The following is a 17,160-nucleotide window of genomic DNA, read 5'->3' as shown; positions in this document are numbered from 1 at the left end:
CGTGCGCCCTTAGCTCAGTCGGATAGAGCAACGGCCTTCTAAGCCGTAGGTCACTGGTTCGAATCCAGTAGGGCGTACCATTAAAATCAAAAAGTTAGACGCATCTTTGCGCGATTTGTATAAATTACAGGTGTCTTAACGGGTGCTGTTAGGGTTGTTTGAGTTTATCCAATCATCGTAAATATTTTCCGGCCAGCCCAGGAATGTTCCGTTCTTACTTTTTTGCGGCAATGGAAACTCCTTTCTGATCGCCCATATGCGCCAAAGCGTCGGGTGGCTCTTACCGGTAAGCCTGCGCATCTCTTCTAAACCTATATATCCAATCGCCATCCCCCACTTCCATGTCATTACAGCTCATGCAGTACTTCATTCGGCCCGCTTCAGTCAGCACATACCCCTCGATCATTGTAATGCCCAGCGGCCCTGACAGTTTGATCTTCATTATGCCGGAAGATCTCTAAAAGTAACTGGCTCTGTTATACGGGATACTTACAGAGCTGGATACGTTCGCGAGCACCTGGGATGACAAATATCCTCAGATCAGCAAAAGCTGGAGAGCCCACTGGGAAAATATCAATACCTTCTTTGGTTATCCGCCCGATATCCGCAAAGCGATTTACACCATTAACGCGATAGAATCGCTAAACAGCGTGATCCGTCAGGCGATTAAAAAGCGCAAAGTGTTCCCAACGGACGACTCGGTACGTAAAGTGATTTACCTTGCGATCCTATCGGCATCGAAAAAAGGAGCATGCCGATCCAAAACTGGCAACTGGCGATGAGTCGTTTTATTATTGAGTTCGGTGACCGGTTGAACGGTCACATTTAATAGGGTGGCAATTACACAGAATTATGTATAGGGTCAAGGCTTCTTGAAGCCAGGTTTGCCGTTTTTTGCCCGCCATTGTTTTACTTCGCTAAGAATTCCATCAATCCCATTTCCTTGCTCAGCATTTGGATAATAAATCAGGTCAGAGCCAAGCGGATGTTCTGTAATTTTCTCAAAATGATCTATCAACTTATCAATATAAATTTCTAAAGCAACGCCGGAGAGCTTGGATTCTTTAAGATGAAACTCATTCAAAAAGTTTCTAAACTCTTCTTCAGTGTAATCTTCATATTTTTCCAAAAAATTCATTTCAAGGCTGCCCATTATTGGAGTGTGTTTCTATATGCCTTTTAGGCGTAAGAATATTTAAGTTATCAACATTATATACTTCACCACTTTTACCGATTTGTTCAATATGATGAAGTTCAAACTTTCTTCTTTTTCCAACTTGCTCAGCTTTGATTGACAATGGCGCAGCTCCTCTTTCTATAGCATCAACATTGAATTCTGAAAATTGACTAACTAAGTCGGGGTTCTTGCCGATCTCAAGCCAAAAAGCTTTTCTAAAAGCACCAAACGAATTAAATCGTTTATCTCTCAATTTATCTGCAATTTGCTCTGGAATAGGCGCGCCCTGTTCAGTCGCGGCATCGGCCAGCCAATTAGCCCCAACCTTTTGCCCTTGGCCCGTCACCGTCCCCGGCACATATACTGGCTTATAGCCGCCATCAAGGGGTGGCACGACAATGAGGTCGTTAAAATCTGTTTCACTAAGATCGGGGTAAGTTGTTACCGTCGGCAGTTGCACCGGTTGTGATTGATTTCCGGTATCGGCTATGGCTTTAGGGCCACTACTCGGCGTTGCCAGTCCCCCCAGTCCTTCGGCGCCGGGGACACGATCGGGCGTGACTAAGATTGTCCTGGCGGGGTAATCATCCGTGGTCGGTACCGTGCATTTAAATACGCCTTTGCCTACTGGTATCCCCTCAAGTAAACGGATTTCCGTAGGCATTTCGGTCTTGTACAATTCAACGTGCATGGCGCCATTAATATTCGCAAGGCGGCCGCGGGTATTTGAGCGCGCCAGCGCCTCTCCCTGGGCGTAAAGTCCAAAAATGTCTGCAGAAGTTAAATCAAGATCGCCAATTTGCAGTGTTTGCCTGAAATCTTTTCCGCCAGGGACCCTATCGCTGCCTACGCCGACCGGTTTGGAATAGAAAAGGGTGGCGCCAGCCAACGCCATAGGACCGACGCTCAGAAAGGCAATACGGTTTAATTCGGCTAATGCCGTCGAGCCTTTTATCAGCCCTGCCGCCGGTGCCAGTGTGGCGGTTCCTGCTATAGCTAGCGCTTGGCTGGATAATGTCACGCCCTGGGCAGCTACCGGTTTAACATTGGCTCCCACTTCGCAATCCGCTGTATCACAAGCGGAAATTCCTTTTTCCATCAGGCTTTGTTGTGTGGCGCTCAAAAAGCCAAGGTGATTAGCTGGTGAATTAACTTCAGGTAATTTTTTGTTAGAATATGTAATGCCTTGGTTAATAATACTAATATGATGTTTTATTTTATCTAATTCAATTTTTGAACGACTAATGATAATGTTTTTATTATTCAACTCAATATTTCTAAGATCATTCCACCGCTTATTTGCATCATGAAATGTAATCTTATCGTTTGATGGCGTATTGATAAACAAGACTGCAGTATGTTCCAGGGATGTGCCGGCAGGTAGGTGTTGTGATAATGCCTCTCGGCGAGTGGCTAAGGGTATTAATATCCATCGGGTGGTTTTTTAATGTCATCACTTAAAAATAATTTTTATCTTTCAAAAAGATAAAAGATAGATCGATAACGTATCAAAATAATGGCAGAGAAAACGAGAGGAAGACAGGGGCGCTGTAAACGCCCCTGGATGTTATTTGCGACCCAGAATAAAACCGAGCAGGAGCCCGATAGTACCAATAGCCGCAAGTCCGATAAGCGGATACTCACGGACCTGATCACGGACGCCCGTAGCCGCATCGTTTAAGGCCTCGGTGACTTTGGCCGTGGCCTGTTTTGCCGCGCCCTTCACTTGTTGTTCTGGAGAATCGACAGCTTCGCCGAATTTTTTCTGGGCAGCGCCAGCCAACCCTTCGGCTTTATTCTTAGCGTTATCAGCAACATCATTCAGGGTTTCATTATTTGGTTTTGTAAAATCAGTCATAACTATTCCTCTTTTTATTATCCACAAGAATAAGGATAGTTAAGTTTCGCTAATAGACATAGTCGCCGCGCAAATTTTTAAGAATAATGGCGTACCGTACCCCTCAGCCCTAGTCCTTGGCGGATATCTTGGCCTGTATTTATTAACAATGCATTTATCCCTCTAGTGAAAGGTGCTTTTTTAGGTAGTCCGAGTACAAAAAAGCCCGCGATAAGGCGGGCCTGGAACGGGATTAATAAAATACGAGATAGATAGCGAGCACTTCAAGCAGCCAGAAAACACCGCTAATGACAAAAACGCCGATCCATGCGGTTCGTTTGCCGATCTCCATGATAAGTCCAAAGCTGTATATATGCGATTACTGCAAGCTTCAGGAAAAATAACTTCCCGATCGATTATATCGCCTAGTTACAAATTAGCTTTTTACTAGCATGGCGTTGCCTCGGGCGTTAGCGTGGAATGTATGGGTTGAACGGACAATAATATGCCCCCTAAGGTGGAGATTTGTGTGGCGATATTTTATCAGGCTAATCGTAACTTATTGATATTTTATTGTTATGTCTTGTAAAGAGATATGTTGTCAGGGTGGGGCAACCCACGGGATGACGGGTTAATAAGCACCCTGAATGATGAGGTCAATGCAAAACACTTTTCGATTTGTGAGGGTGCTTTGTTTTCGACACTCACCTTATATTTATTTGGACAGGCCGTAAAAGATCCCGTTTGTGGGAGCGCTGCTTATCTCATCGCCGAAGGAGCCGCTTATGCTAGAACGTGCAGCCGCATTTCAGTCTTGCTGGCCAATGTCCATTTTTCGCAGACCCGCACGGTCACGCATGTGCTTTGGGCGATGTTTGGCTTATTGCCCGCGGGTACACCTCCCATATGGCCGGTTCCGCCAGCGTCATATGGAAATGCCATTGCGGTAATACGCGAAGCAGCAGCCCGTCGTTTTCCGCCTGCCAAGTCGGCAGCATGGCACACCTTGTCTTTCCAGTGCGGCATGCGGCCCTTGGTAGGACGGGCTTCAAATTATAACGAGGCGACCCGCCAGACCGTATTACCCACATCATCGGCGATAATCAATGCCCCCTGGTTATCCTGCGCCAGGCCAACCGGGGCGCCATAGAGCTGTTTTTCATCTTTTGAAACGAAACCGCTGACCACGCTTTCAGGCTTGCCAACCGGCTTACCGCCGCTAAAGGCGACAAAAGAGACCCGATAGCCGCTTAGCGGCGAACGATTCCAACTGCCGTGCTCGCTGATAAATACCCCGCCCTGATACTTCTGCGGCAGCAGATGGCCGGTATAGAACAGCATCCCCAGCGGCGCGACGTGAGATCCCAGGGCATAATCCGGTTTGATAGCTTTCGCCACCAGATCCGGACGCTGCGGCATCGCGCGGCGATCGAGATGCTGGCCAAAGTAGCTATAGGGCCAGCCATAAAATCCGCCTTCCTGAACGGCGGTGAGGTAATCCGGCACCAGATCCGCACCGATTTCATCGCGTTCGTTGGCAATCGCCCACAGTTTGCCGGTGCGCGGCTCCCACTGCAGGCCGGTCGGGTTGCGTATTCCGCTGGCATAAATGCGGCTGGCGCCGGTGGCGGTATCCACCTCCAGCACGTTGGCCCGCCGGTACTCCACATCCAGGCCGTTTTCGGTAATATTACTGTTCGAACCCACGCCGACATAGAGCTTTTTCCCGTCCGGGCTGGCCAGCAGGGCTTTGGTCCAGTGGTGGTTGATGGTACTGGGCAGGTCAGCCAATTCTACGCCGGGCGCGGTGATGCGGGTGTCTCCCGTTTGGTAGGGGTAACGCATAATATTATCGGTATTAGCGACATAGAGATTGCCATCAATTAACTGCACGCCAAAAGGCGAATGCAGATTTTCCAGGAATAGATGTTTTTCCCAGCCGCCGCCGTCGCTGGTTTTACGTAAGAGCGTGATGCGATTGCCTCCTTTGCCCCCTTTGCCTGATTTGCTTTTCACCATGCCGGCGAAAAGTTGCTTCGGCGTAGTGACGGGTTCGGTTCCCGGCCCGTTACTTTCCACCACCAGAATATCGTCATTGGGCAGCACATAAACCTGGCGCGGATGTAAAAAACCATCGGCTACCTTTTCTATTTTTAATCCGGCCGCCGCGACAGGCAGTGCATCATTTTTCCAGCCGACGCCGGAAGGCACCTGCATGGGCGGCAGCAAAAAATCTTGTGCTTTCGGCAGCACCGGATTAGGACCAACCTGCCGATCGGGGTCGAACTTGGCTTTTTCATCACAACCGCTTATAACCATAGAGACGGCGAATGCCAAAGACACGGCTAAATAATGTTTTTTCATAATAATCACCGTCAGATGGTCCTTTGGCGCAGGGCCAGAATAATAGTCGCTATGCCGAGACAGGCCACGGTAATAATGGAAAACGTGACGTTTTGCGGGGCAACGGCGTACGCATCGCGGCTATGTACAAATGAGTTAATAATGGCTGCGACAATAGCGACCAGATTCAACCAGAAATGGATTTTTACCGCGGACAGTTGGGGCCAGGCAACGCCAATCCATACCTGCACCAAATTAATCAACCGGGGAATAACGGCAAAAAAGAGTCCCAGCACAATGAGCCAGCTGGCGCTTTTCTGCCACATTACATTCGTGCTGTACACATAGATAATATCGAATACCAGCGCGGCGACAAAAAAACCGTAGGGTATTGGATTGAGCAATTCATAAAGCGCCACCGCAATAGCGGAATGGCGTCGCGTAACGGTGGTATTCATCAGGGCGGTTCCTCGGAAAAACGTGATGGTTAACTGTAAGCATCGTGCAGCGACGGCTTTATTGCCAGTCCGGGGTGGCGGAAAAAGGGGGAGGGGGCAGTCGGCGATAAAAAAGCACGCCCAAGGTAGGAGCTCAGACGTGATTTGGCGGTGTAGCGCTCTCAGAGCCAACTTTAAGCGCTGAAATCAGTATAGTTGTTATTAGCGATGTAACAAGCGGGGCGTACTAAAGACCGCAGGGGAACAATCAGTGCTTGCGGCCGTTTCGTAAAAATTTTTATGTTAAGTTAACAGGAGGAATTTATAGCTTATTAATGGCTCCGAAGGGAATATGTACCGAGGGCAATATCGATGCGGAAGATTCCAGATGCGCCGTTTGATCGTCGAAAAAAATATGTGGTTTCATTATTTCCAGGACTTTTCTTTTTTCCACACCCCCCATGAAAAAAGCTTCGTTCACCATGATCCCCCATTCGCGCATAGTGTTTATAACGCGTTTATGGGACGGCGCATTGCGGGCGGTGACGATGGAAATACGAAGAATACGTCTATAGGTAGCATCTTTTTCAAACATGGCGAGCTCCATCTTTTGGATATTCGAGATGCGATCTAAAAAGCTTTTCAGTGGCCCAGGATTGTGAGCGATATTGACATGTGATGTTTCAAATGTATGAAAAGCCGACAGTTTACGCGTTTGTTGAAAAATAGCCTCGGACTCGTCATCGGCGAGGACGCCGTCAAAGTCAATGGCAATACGTAATTCGTGATCGTCCACATCATCAAAAATATGCCCATGCAATATTTGCCCAGCAGGGTAGCTGGCGTTGACGGCCTGGGTGACGTCGGCTTTATTTGCCGACAAAAACAACTCAATATCAAAGGCCGGTATGAATTTATGCGGCGACCTTCCCTGTAAAAAAACGGCCCTGGTAATCCCCAGCTTATAATTTTCTATAGAGTTCATCACTCTTAATCCCGTATCAGGGTCATTTCTCGATAGCAAAATCACTTCAACCGGTGGGTTTTCAGGATCGATTTTGTTTAAGGTTAATAATCTTCTGATAAATGGAAACGCAACGCCCTTGCCCAAAGGATTATCCTGATTTTTCATCTGAAATTGACGATACGCTTCTTCACCCTGCGTACGAAAAATCTCATCCGCTTCATCAAGATCGAATAGGGCGCTTGAGGCTAATCCGATGACGAGGCGTTTCGATAGATCATAGGGCATTTTGTCTCCTTAGTTGGCACACATGGAAAGCGTATAGGTTACCCTTTATATCACTGAAACGTTAAAGACCCATGGGATTTGGGCGACATCGGCGTCCTGTTCCGACGGCCACAAAAAAATGCCCGCAAACGGTCATGCGGGCAAGTAAATCAAACATTGACTGGCTTCCTAGGAAGAAGCCGCATAAACGATAACAAAATTGAAGTTAAGGAAGTGTCTGGGAATCGTACGGAGTTGCTACAAAAACTTGCGGAGTAAAGCGATAGGGATCGAAAGGAACATCACGGCAGTCCGGGCCGGCGCATGTCGCGGCAGACGCAGCAAGCAGACGCGACCAACTATGGCGGCGAAATCGTCAGACACCCCATGGGAATAGCGATCCGCGCATTGCCAGAACCACCAGTTCGGCGACGATCACTGCGGACAAAATCCAGAGCAGGTATTTTCTTTTCGGCATTGGGGTTGCTCAGCGCGCGGCTGTTATAACGTCAATACCAAACGTGCATCCAGCAAATGGCGGCAGCCAATACGAAAAAGGCCCCAAAGCAAAGCATGGTTACCTGGGAATAGGTTAACTCGCCCGTTTCACATGTCATCTTGATGCCCCTGTAAGTTTATGTATTGCTAGAAAATTGGTTATAGTCTTTTTTTATCACGATGTATGTCGCTTTGCTCGCACATTTTGTGCTGCATTAGCAGAACTCATTGTTTATTGTCAACAAAACATTTCAGAAAACGGACTAGATTAACTCTTTCTGAGCGTGTGGAGTCATTATCATGTTTGCCAAAAGCCTGTTTTTACCGGGCATCGCGGTCTTAAGCGTTTGTTTTGCCGGCACAACGTGCGCCCAAACGCAAATAATCTCCGATGAGCAAGTGCGCCAGCAAATTATTAATGATTCAATCGCCTCGTATCCGGGTAACTGTCCGTGCCCTTATAACTCCGCACGCAATGGCGGTAATTGCGGCAAACGCAGCGCCTGGAGCCGGGCAGGGGGCCATGCTCCCATTTGTTATAAAAATGAAGTGACTAAAAATATGGTTGCCAACTGGCGGAACGGCCATGGATAATTACGTCAACTCAATATAATCACGAGGCTCAGGGCATAGGCATGATAATAAAAACCCTGCATCAGGGCGATGCTCGATGGGAAATGCCGGTGATAATAGGGTTAGGAGCCATTTATATGTCTTTTTAGCATAATAACTCTTTTCCTAAATAACGTTTGTAAACGAAGGGATGTTTATATTGAACTGCAAAATCAATCGGTTAGATTGGGCAGCGTCCGGTTGTTTTTTTATCTTCATGTCTAAATATTTCCATGCCAACTTCAAGCGGTAACTTGTGCTTGATTTAATTAAAAAACTTACCATTCCCAAATTGTTAATAAACAATCCCATAAAATACCCATGCAGGAAAATATATTTAATTCATGCGGTTGCAAATGTTTTTGTGTTTCTTTGCCGAAAAAATGTATTATTTGCGCTTTTTAAAATCCTTGTCTAACATTAATTTCATTGATGATTAAGCGCATTTAAGTAGTCATCAATATGCAGTCAAGGCTGTTAAGATTATTGTTGCTGATAATTAATAATGCTTAACAGCTTGATTATATTATCTGAAATTGGAGGTTTACATGGCTGAACATCGTGGCGGTTCCGGCAACTTCGCCGAAGATAAGCAAAAAGCATCCGAAGCAGGTAAAAAGGGCGGCCAGCACAGCGGCAGCGGCAGTAATTTTAAGAACGATCCTGAAAAAGCCTCTGAAGCGGGCAAGAAAGGCGGCCAGCATCGCGGTGGTCGCAGTTCTTAATTGATACTGATGTAATAAGAAACGATCATTACCTGAAAAAAACGTTACGTTGTTAAATATGAGTACCTTATTTATACATTTATTAAGTTATCTTAATAACTTAATAAATATATTATCCTAAATTGAGAGGTTAACATGGCTGAACATCGTGGTGGTACAGGTAACTTCGCTGAAGATAAACAAAAAGCGTCTGAAGCGGGTAAAAAGGGCGGCCAACAGCATAGCGGCGGCAACTTTAAAAACGATCCCGGAAAAGCCTCCGAAGCAGGCAAAAAAGGTGGCGAACATAGCCACGGCGGCGGTCGCCATTCATAATCCTTATTAGGTAATTACGGTTCCCAGTCGCTGGGGCCGGATTGCCGAAGATGGCTACTTAATCCGCGTAATAATGTTGCAGGTTAACAGGCGGTGGGGTAGTCTTCGCGCTCCCAACCTTAGGATTGGGGGCGCGTTATCGGGTTATTATCATTATATTTTATAGCATACACGTACCTTCCAGCGCGTCACCCGCCCCATTCCCTTTGCAGCGGCTAAAACGGAGCCGTGTCACAGACCTCTGCGGCCGTATTGTGCTAAAGTAGTATTCTAGGATCATCCGGACATTCGCAATCTATTAAATTAAACGACATTATAATGACCCCGCCGTATACTTATGGGATACAACCGTGGCAGCAGCTGCGAATTACTTTGGGTAAAATTTATTTTTAAGCCAATATGAAAAGTTCCAGCCAACATGCATTAAAAAGCTTAAGCTGTTTTACGGCGGTGACTTTCTATTCCACCAGCCATATTTGCGGCTATGAATGCTTTTTGCACGATCGGGTTGTCGGTTTTTTTTATTTTTTATCGCTGATCGCTAAACCATTATTCTTTATTATTATTGGTTATATGGATGAAGAACGTGGGATGACCAAAAGGTATGTATTGCTAAAAATAAAATCGGTGGTATTGATTGTGGTATTTTGGAATGTATTATTTTTCTTTATGGATTCTACTCTATTCAAACGAGGTTATCTGTTACAGAATGAAATATTGCTGAGCATTGCAATAATTTATCTATTTCAACCCGTTATCGGCAGGCTGTTGCAGTCCCTCTCCGTTACGCTTATCGCGGCGTGCGGTTTAATCGTTTTTGCCGCATTGCTTCAACGGTCAGCCAGCGTGCAAACCTATTTCTACCCACTTCCGCTATCAGGCTATTTCGACGTCATGCTGCTGGTTTCATTCTATCTGGCGGGGAGGATGCTGGGCAGCGCTAAAGGACAGCGGTTGACCAAAATGAATACCGTAGCGCTAGTCGCCAGGGTGGGTCTGGTTCCAGCGGCATTATTGCTGATCATGCTAGAGCGCTATACAACGTCTTTTATGGGGGGGGATTCCGCGCCCTGGCTAGTCGCGGAAAAAATGATTATTACGCTGCTCTGCCTGTCGCTATTTATCATTTTCGATAATCTGACCATCCAAAGACGTTTTATTATCAACACCGTTGCATTTATCAGCCCCACCATGGTGGGGGTCTATATTGTGCATTACAGCGTGTTTTATCTGATCTCCTCCGCCTACGACCTCAATAATGTCACGCTGGGGTTTACCCTGCTGCTGGCGGTGTTTATGGTCTCGGTTATCTTATCCCGCTTGCTGTTGCTTAATAAATATACCTCCCAACTGATTTCTTTGTAAGAGGGTTATCTTTTCACCCATTCCCGCAGCCGCTGGATATGCAGATAGAGCGCGGGGATCAAGATGATACCGACGGCGGTGGCCATCAGCATGCCGCCAAATACCGTTACCCCGATAATGCGGCGGCTCATTGCGCCGGCGCCGGTGGCCAAGACCAGCGGCATTACTCCCAGGATAAATGAAATTGCCGTCATCATGACGGCGCGAAAGCGTTGCTTGGCGCCGTCCTGTGCGGCATCCTCGATACTGGCGCCTTCCTCCCTCCGGGCTTTGGAGAATTCAACGATCAATATGGCATTCTTGGCCGCCAGTCCCATCAGTAGCACCAGGCCGATTTGCGCATAGACATCGTTGGCGAACCCCATCAGGTGTAAGCCAGCCACGGCCCCCGCGATAGCAAAAACAACGGATAACATGACCACCAGGGGAATGCTCCAGCTTTCATACTGCGCCACCAGAAATAAATAGGCGAATAGCAGGGCGGCGGCATAGATCATCAGCGCCTGACCGCCGGCCTGCTGTTCCTGCCAGGACATTCCGCTCCATGCATAGCCATATCCCGCGGGAAGCTGTCGCGCCATGATCCTCTCCATCGCCTGCATCGCTTCACCTGAACTTACCCCTTCCGCCGCCGAACCGCTGACCGATACCGCGGGAAATTGATTAAAGTTGGCAATAAACGGCGCACCTATCGTCGGCGTCAATTGCACCAGGTTGGACAGCCGGACTAATGCGCCGCCATCGCTGCGCACGTTAATTTGCCCGACTTGTTCCTGACGCTGGCGAAAATTCATATCATTTTGCAGTTGGACGTTAAACATACGGTTATTGCGGGTGAAATCGCCGACGTTAATCCCCCCCATGGAGGTTTGCAGCGTTGAGAAAATCCGGCTGACCGGTACATGAAGCAGGGCCGCGCGATCGCGGTCTATACTCAGGCCGACTTCCGGTACCGCTGCGCTAAAGGTGGTGAATACCCGGGTCAAGAGCGGGTCCTGGTTAGCCGCCACGATTACGGCGCCCGCGACTTGCGACAGCGCCTGGGATGATTGCCCGTCCAGCGCCTGGATACGCAGATCGAAGCCCGAAGCATTGCCCAGGCCGCTGATGGCCGGCGGGTTGAAGGCGATAATCATGGCCGCCGGAATGGCGGCCAACTGTGATTGGACATCCGCCAGCACCTGGTCGACCTGCTGGCGTTCGCCCCAGGGTTTAAGCAGTACAAACGCAAACGCGGTATTCGCTGAACTCCCTCCGCTGAGCAAACTATGGCCGGTTACCTTAATAACGTCCGCAACGGCGGGGTTGGCGCTAATCACCTGATAGGCCCGATCCACCACCCGCTGGGTGCGGGCCAGCGAAGCGCCGTCCGGTAACTGCACATTGACAAAGAAGTAGCCCTGATCTTCATTGGGCAGGAACGAGGTGGATAGATGGCTATAACCCAGCCATGTTAGGGCGCCTACCGCCAGCAGCGCCACGATGCTCGTGATCGCCCGCTTGCCGGTGAGATAGGTTAGCCTGACATAGCCGTTCCTAATGCGGTCCAGCCCGCGATTAAACCCGCCGAATACCCCGGTAGTGGGCAAGTCGCGCCGTTTAAGCAATACGGCGCACAGGGCCGGTGCCAGGGTGAGGGCATTGATACTGGACAAGATCACCGCCGCGGACAACGTGATGGCGAATTGCCGGTACAGTTCGCCGGTGATGCCCGGCAGGATGGCGATTGGCACAAATACCGCCATCAGTACCAGCGTTGTGGCCACAATCGGCCCGGCGATTTGGGTCATCGCCCGGGCGGTGGCCGCCGGCGGCGTCAACGTTTCATCCTGCGACATCAACCGTTCCACGTTCTCCACCACGACAATGGCGTCATCCACCACTACCGTCAGCGCCAGGATGATGGCGAACAGGCTGAGAGTATTGGCGGAGTAACCGAATATGAACAGTACGGCAAAAGTGCCGAGCAGGGATACCGGGATCGTGAGCGCCACGATAAAGGTGGCCCGCAGGCTTTGCAAAAACAGATATACCACTACCAGCACGACGATCAGCGTGAGTACCAGCGAGAAAACGATTTCATCCAGCGTGGCGGTTACCGCGGCGGTGGAGTCATATTTAATTTCGTAAGTCATGTCCTGCGGGAAATCCAGGGCCTGCCGCGCCATTTCCGCCCTTACCGCCCGGGCCACGTTCAGCGCATTGGAACCCGGGGTGGGATAGACCCCCATAAAGGCCGTATCGGTGAGGTTAAGCGAGGCATTGACCTGATAATTCTGCGCGCCGAGATCGACCCGCGCCACCTCGCCCAGGCGCACCATGCCGCCCTGCGAATTGGTGCGGATGATGGCCTGGGCAAATTGCCGTGGGTCTTGCAGCCGTCCCTGGCCGCTGATGGTCAGAGTGCGCTGCTGGCCCGGCGGGGTGGGCGACGCGCCGATCTGGCCGGCCGCGGCCTGGATATTCTGCTGGCGCAGCGCCTGGATAATGTCATCCACGCTGACATTAAGCGACTCCATGCGCTGGGGATCGAGCCAGACGCGCATACTATAATCGCGCGCCCCGAATATTTGCACATCGCCCACGCCGTCGATACGGGCGATGGCGTCGCGTATGCGCAGGCTGGCATAATTGCTGATAAACAGATTGCTGTGGGTGCGGTCGGGCGAAAAAACATTGACGCCGAGTAAGATATTTGACGACCGTTTGCGCACCGAAACGCCGTTATTATTGACCTCGGCCGGTAGCTGGGCGCTGACCTGCGAAATACGGTTTTGCACCTCGACCGCGGCCATATCGGGATCGGTGCCGCTGGCAAAGGTGATATTGAGCTGATAAGCACCGCTGTTGGTGCTGTTGGATTCCATATACAGCATGTGGCTGACGCCGTTCACCTGGGCTTCGATGGGCGACGCCACCGCCTCGGCCACGTCCCTGGCGCTGGCGCCCGGGTATATGGCGCTCACCGAGACCACCGGCGGCGCGATAGCGGGAAATTGCTCCACCGGTATGACTTTCAGGGCGGTAAGGCCGATGAGGGTGGTGACCACGGCAATGACAATGGCGAACTTAGGGCGCCTGATAAAAAAATGCAGCATCCGCGCACCCCTTATTCTATGGTCTGGTTAAGAGGAGCGGCCAGCGTCACGCTAACTTCCATGCCCGACTGTACGCGTTGTAGTCCTTCGACGATGACCCGATCCCCGGGCGTTAAGCCCGCTTTGATTTGATACTCTTGGTCAAACTGATTACCCGCGATCACCCGGCGCACTTCCACCCGATTGGCTTTATCGATTAATAAAACAAAAAAACCGTCCCGATCCTGTTGCAAGGCGGCGATAGGCGCCATGACAACCGGCTCGACCTGTCCCGAAACCAATGAGACGTTAACGACCCCTCCCGGCAACAGCAAATGGCGGGCATTGGGAAACCGCGCCCGCACCGTTATGGTCCCCGTCTGGCTGTCCACCTGGTTATCCACTGATTCAAACACGCCCGCCTCGGGGTATTCCTGCCCGTTGGCCAAACGCAAATGCGGGGTATAACCCTGGGCGGACAGATCCTCGGCGTCGCCGGTCAACCGGTAAGCGGCGGTAATGTAATCCCGCTCGTTGATGGCGATGGCCACCCGGATCGGGTCAAGCTGCACGATATGCGCCAGCGGCCCGCTCGCGGGATTGACCAGGCTGCCGGTATTGATATTGCTATGGCCGATGCGTCCGCCAATCGGCGCAACGATACGGGTGAAACCGAGCTGTAGTTCCTGCATGCGCAAATTGGCCTGCGCCTGGGCCAGGGCGGCATTATTGGTGTCCCGCTGGGCCACGGCGGCATCCACATCCGCGCGGCTGACGGAGCGCTGCTCCCCGAGACGCTGGATGCGGGTCAGATTGGTCTGCGCCAGGCGCGCGTTGGCGTTGGCGCTGTCGACCTGCGCCTGGGCCTGGGCCACCAGGGCTTGATGCAGCGCCGGTTCAATCTCGAATAACAGATCGCCGGCTTTCACCAACTGCCCGTCGGCAAATTCACGCCGGGCAATAAACCCCTCCGTGCGCGTCGTGACATCCACCGCCTGGATTGCCTCGATGCGGCCCAAATAATCCAGGGCGCGCTGCGGTGTCCGCTGCTCGATAATCGCGGCGGTAACGGCCGGAAGCGGTGCAGCCGATACGGACCAGGGAAAAATAGCCGAGGCCAGCAATACCGCCGCATTCAGGATCACTGTAATCTGGTTATTGGTAATCATGATCAGACCCATTAATTATTAATATCATTGTGGCAAGCGATCGAGGCGCAACCGCCCTAAGCCTGTAGGGTGTAAGTGTTGATTTATAGGATGACCAAAAATTAACTCGAGATGGATTTTGCTATGACTCACCCCCGCCAAAATGTAATGCATAAATTAATAAGATAATTTAATTGGAATTAAATAAACCGCTGCATTTATTTCAGTAATTTCCATTATATCTCCGGATAGCCGGGCGCTAAGCAGCGCCCGATAATATTCCCATTATGGTTAAGATTAATTGTCTATTTTGGCGTCGATCCGTTTTAACATATAGGGATAAAACGGATTGGATGACAGACGCATTAAAGAATCCAGGCCGACAACCAATACCGCGCGTTCCCCTCGCGCGGCAAATGCGCCCAGGCTGATGCCATATTGATCCCGGGGCTGCGGATACCGTCCGTACAGCGAGTCGCTCATCGGGAAGGGCAGCGCGACGTGCGACAAAGAAAAAATATCGGCCGGATAATCGATACCCAGCAGTTCGGTGGTCTCTTCGGTCTGGCCCGCAAGCGTGGTGCGGGCCAGAGTGGCCAGATTATCCGGCGCCACGTTGGTCACGATAGTCGTGGTGTAGCGCCGCGGCGCGGGGGGCAATAATCGCGACAGCGCGGTATAAGACGAGGTGCGCAGCAGCGGGCCGAAACTTTCGGCCTGATTTAAATCGAACAACACCACTTCGCTGCCGTTGGCGGGCAGGTGTTCGTACAGGGCGGTAATGACCGCCCTGGTGCTGACGGTGGAGTCCATGACGGATTGAAAGGTTAATATCGGCGGCAATTCATCCAGTTTGTGATTGCTGGAATAGGCGGCGATTTGCTGTTGCAGCGCGCGGGTAAGCTCGTAGGATTGCCGTCCGCCGTTCACCGGGAACGAGTTGTATTTAAACGGATTGAACTCGGGCACGATGCCCAGCCAGGCCGCCTTGGCAAACGCCGGGAACAGGGCCGGCCAGCCGGCAATGCCGGCGAAACGCGCAAAACTGGTGACCCCTATCATGGGGGAAATCAAAATGATCCGCGCGGGTTTCGCCAGTTGCGGATCGTTTAGCGCATCCAGGGTGTATTTCATCGCCAGGGCGCCGCCGTTGGAAAAGCCTACGATATGCAGCGGCAAATCTTCGCCGCTGCGCCGCTTGGCTTCACGCACCGCCAAACGGGTGGCGGCCAGCCAATCTTGCCATTTCACATCGGTCAGCGCCCCGGGCACCGTGCCATGGGCCGGCAGGCGGATACCGATGGCCACATAGCCGTGCCGAGTATAATTTTCGGCGATATGCCGCAGGCTGTATGGGGTATCGGTCAGGCCGTGCAGCAGAACCACCGCGCCTTTCGGTTTCCCCTGCGGCATTAAAATATACGAGCGGTTCCAGTTGGTGGCGAACTTATCAGGGTAGATGGGACTACCGGAAAAATACCGGTTCAATTGGGTTTGCTGCGGCGCCTCCAGTTTATCGGTAACGTTCTCGCGCACCGCTTTGAACAGCGCATCCTCATTGGCCAGATAGGTGGTCCAGTTGGCTTTATCGATGCCATCCGCGCGCATATCTTTGGGAACGTAGGTATGCCACAGTTGGAGATCCGGACCGCGCTGCGTTTCAAACACCCTGAGGGCAAAAGCGGCCACGGCGCAAATCACCGCCACCCAAATAATACGCACTAGCCATTTGCGGATGGTTCTGAAGAACATAGGCTTGACCCCATAATAAACGGCGTTCCATGGATAATAAACCCGGCTTTTTATCGGCTAGACCGCCGCCTGTCAGCGCGGCGAAACGGTGACCCTGCCGCCGCCGGAGGCAATGGCTACCCGTTGGCCGACGTGGAATTGGCTGGTGCCAAGCGCCTGCGCGACGATAATCGTGCTGCCGTCGTCCCGGCGGATCTCCAACTCCACTCCGGGACTGCGATTGGCTGCGCTTTGAATACCCTGGCCGGCCGCTGCGCCGCCCACGGCGCCCGCGGCGGTTGCCAGGCTGCGGCCGGAACCGCCGCCCACGGTATTACCCAAAAATCCCCCGAGCACCGTACCGCCGAGGGTGCCGGCGACGTTTTCACCGGTACCGCCCTGAATCGTTATGGGGCGCACGGAAATCAGCGTGCCGTAGGTTACGGTATGCACCTGACGGGCCTGGGCAGCGGTAAACGTATCGCCGGATGAGGTTCGGTTATTCGCGCAGCCGCTTAATAGCGCCATTGCCATGGCAATGACAATAGTTATTCTGATCATCACGGACCTCTGTTATTTATGGTGTTGTCATCATCCGGCCATGTGGTAGCGGTGGCCTGGCACAGTTAATCGCAAACGTTATACCCGGGTGTATATTTACATT

At 51.1% G+C, this 17,160-nt stretch carries 15 protein-coding genes, 1 tRNA gene and 1 pseudogene; 6 read left to right on the top strand and 11 right to left on the bottom strand.

Going from position 1 to position 17,160, the window contains the following annotated elements; translation table 11 throughout:
• Positions 1-3 precede the first annotated feature (3 nt).
• Positions 4-80: transfer RNA gene (locus ACL2XP_RS19790), tRNA-Arg, on the top strand.
• A gap of 55 nt (positions 81-135) precedes the next feature.
• Here the strand turns inward: ACL2XP_RS19790 and ACL2XP_RS19785 are convergent.
• On the bottom strand, positions 136-330 hold the full coding sequence (locus tag ACL2XP_RS19785) for a helix-turn-helix transcriptional regulator (protein ID WP_413734797.1): 195 nt from the start codon (positions 328-330) through the stop codon (positions 136-138).
• A gap of 158 nt (positions 331-488) precedes the next feature.
• Here ACL2XP_RS19785 and ACL2XP_RS19780 point away from each other — a divergent pair.
• Positions 489-829, top strand: a pseudogene (locus ACL2XP_RS19780) (transposase); the annotation flags it as partial.
• A 33-nt stretch (positions 830-862) separates the two neighbouring features.
• Here ACL2XP_RS19780 and ACL2XP_RS19775 read toward each other — a convergent pair.
• The 6 genes from ACL2XP_RS19775 to ACL2XP_RS19750 all read right to left on the bottom strand — a co-directional run bounded on the left by ACL2XP_RS19775 (position 863) and on the right by ACL2XP_RS19750 (position 7,046).
• A complete protein-coding gene (locus tag ACL2XP_RS19775) occupies positions 863-1,138 on the bottom strand; it encodes a bacteriocin immunity protein (RefSeq protein ID WP_413734796.1) in 276 nt (91 codons plus the stop codon).
• 1 nt (position 1,139) lies between these two features.
• Entirely contained in the window at positions 1,140-2,525 is a 1,386-nt protein-coding gene (locus ACL2XP_RS19770; RefSeq protein WP_413734794.1) for an S-type pyocin domain-containing protein, read from the bottom strand.
• Between the two features lie 219 nt (positions 2,526-2,744).
• Complete coding sequence (locus tag ACL2XP_RS19765; RefSeq protein ID WP_413734793.1) at positions 2,745-3,035, bottom strand: CsbD family protein; 291 nt, start codon at positions 3,033-3,035, stop codon at positions 2,745-2,747.
• A 1,032-nt stretch (positions 3,036-4,067) separates the two neighbouring features.
• Positions 4,068-5,378, bottom strand: coding sequence for a PQQ-dependent sugar dehydrogenase (locus ACL2XP_RS19760; RefSeq protein WP_413734791.1), 1,311 nt, complete (start codon positions 5,376-5,378; stop codon positions 4,068-4,070).
• Between the two features lie 11 nt (positions 5,379-5,389).
• On the bottom strand, positions 5,390-5,815 hold the full coding sequence (locus tag ACL2XP_RS19755) for a DUF2231 domain-containing protein (protein ID WP_413734790.1): 426 nt from the start codon (positions 5,813-5,815) through the stop codon (positions 5,390-5,392).
• Positions 5,816-6,116: 301 nt separating this feature from the next.
• Positions 6,117-7,046: a 5'-nucleotidase gene (locus ACL2XP_RS19750; protein WP_413734789.1), complete on the bottom strand. Its 930-nt coding sequence runs from the start codon at positions 7,044-7,046 to the stop codon at positions 6,117-6,119.
• 777 nt (positions 7,047-7,823) lie between these two features.
• On the opposite strand from ACL2XP_RS19750, the gene ACL2XP_RS19745 reads away from it, so the two are divergent.
• The 4 genes from ACL2XP_RS19745 (at position 7,824) to ACL2XP_RS19730 (ending at position 10,540) form a co-directional block, all read left to right on the top strand.
• Positions 7,824-8,117, top strand: coding sequence for a hypothetical protein (locus tag ACL2XP_RS19745; protein WP_413734788.1), 294 nt, complete (start codon positions 7,824-7,826; stop codon positions 8,115-8,117).
• Between the two features lie 566 nt (positions 8,118-8,683).
• Positions 8,684-8,860 carry a general stress protein gene (locus ACL2XP_RS19740; protein ID WP_413734787.1) on the top strand — a complete coding sequence of 59 codons (177 nt, stop codon included), beginning with the start codon at positions 8,684-8,686 and terminating at the stop codon, positions 8,858-8,860.
• A 135-nt stretch (positions 8,861-8,995) separates the two neighbouring features.
• On the top strand, positions 8,996-9,175 hold the full coding sequence (locus ACL2XP_RS19735; protein WP_413734786.1) for a general stress protein: 180 nt from the start codon (positions 8,996-8,998) through the stop codon (positions 9,173-9,175).
• Between the two features lie 399 nt (positions 9,176-9,574).
• Positions 9,575-10,540: an acyltransferase family protein gene (locus ACL2XP_RS19730; protein ID WP_413734785.1), complete on the top strand. Its 966-nt coding sequence runs from the start codon at positions 9,575-9,577 to the stop codon at positions 10,538-10,540.
• 5 nt (positions 10,541-10,545) lie between these two features.
• Here ACL2XP_RS19730 and ACL2XP_RS19725 read toward each other — a convergent pair whose 3' ends face one another.
• The 4 genes from ACL2XP_RS19725 to ACL2XP_RS19710 form a co-directional block, all read right to left on the bottom strand.
• The gene (locus ACL2XP_RS19725) at positions 10,546-13,638 is read right to left on the bottom strand and encodes an efflux RND transporter permease subunit (protein ID WP_413734783.1); all 3,093 of its coding nucleotides are present in this window, start codon (positions 13,636-13,638) and stop codon (positions 10,546-10,548) included.
• Positions 13,639-13,649: 11 nt separating this feature from the next.
• The gene (locus tag ACL2XP_RS19720) at positions 13,650-14,786 is read right to left on the bottom strand and encodes an efflux RND transporter periplasmic adaptor subunit (protein ID WP_413734782.1); all 1,137 of its coding nucleotides are present in this window, start codon (positions 14,784-14,786) and stop codon (positions 13,650-13,652) included.
• Between the two features lie 276 nt (positions 14,787-15,062).
• Positions 15,063-16,517 (bottom strand): alpha/beta hydrolase, encoded by a 1,455-nt coding sequence (locus ACL2XP_RS19715; protein WP_413734780.1) that lies wholly within the window; start codon positions 16,515-16,517, stop codon positions 15,063-15,065.
• A 72-nt stretch (positions 16,518-16,589) separates the two neighbouring features.
• The gene (locus tag ACL2XP_RS19710; protein ID WP_413734779.1) at positions 16,590-17,057 is read right to left on the bottom strand and encodes a glycine zipper 2TM domain-containing protein; all 468 of its coding nucleotides are present in this window, start codon (positions 17,055-17,057) and stop codon (positions 16,590-16,592) included.
• Positions 17,058-17,160 lie beyond the last annotated feature (103 nt).

Origin of the sequence: Sodalis sp. RH21 (genome assembly GCF_047324175.1) — a bacterium.
GTDB lineage: Bacteria > Pseudomonadota > Gammaproteobacteria > Enterobacterales > Enterobacteriaceae > Acerihabitans.
Note: the sequence above shows the minus strand (reverse complement) of the source record. Positions and strands in the feature narration are given on the sequence as shown.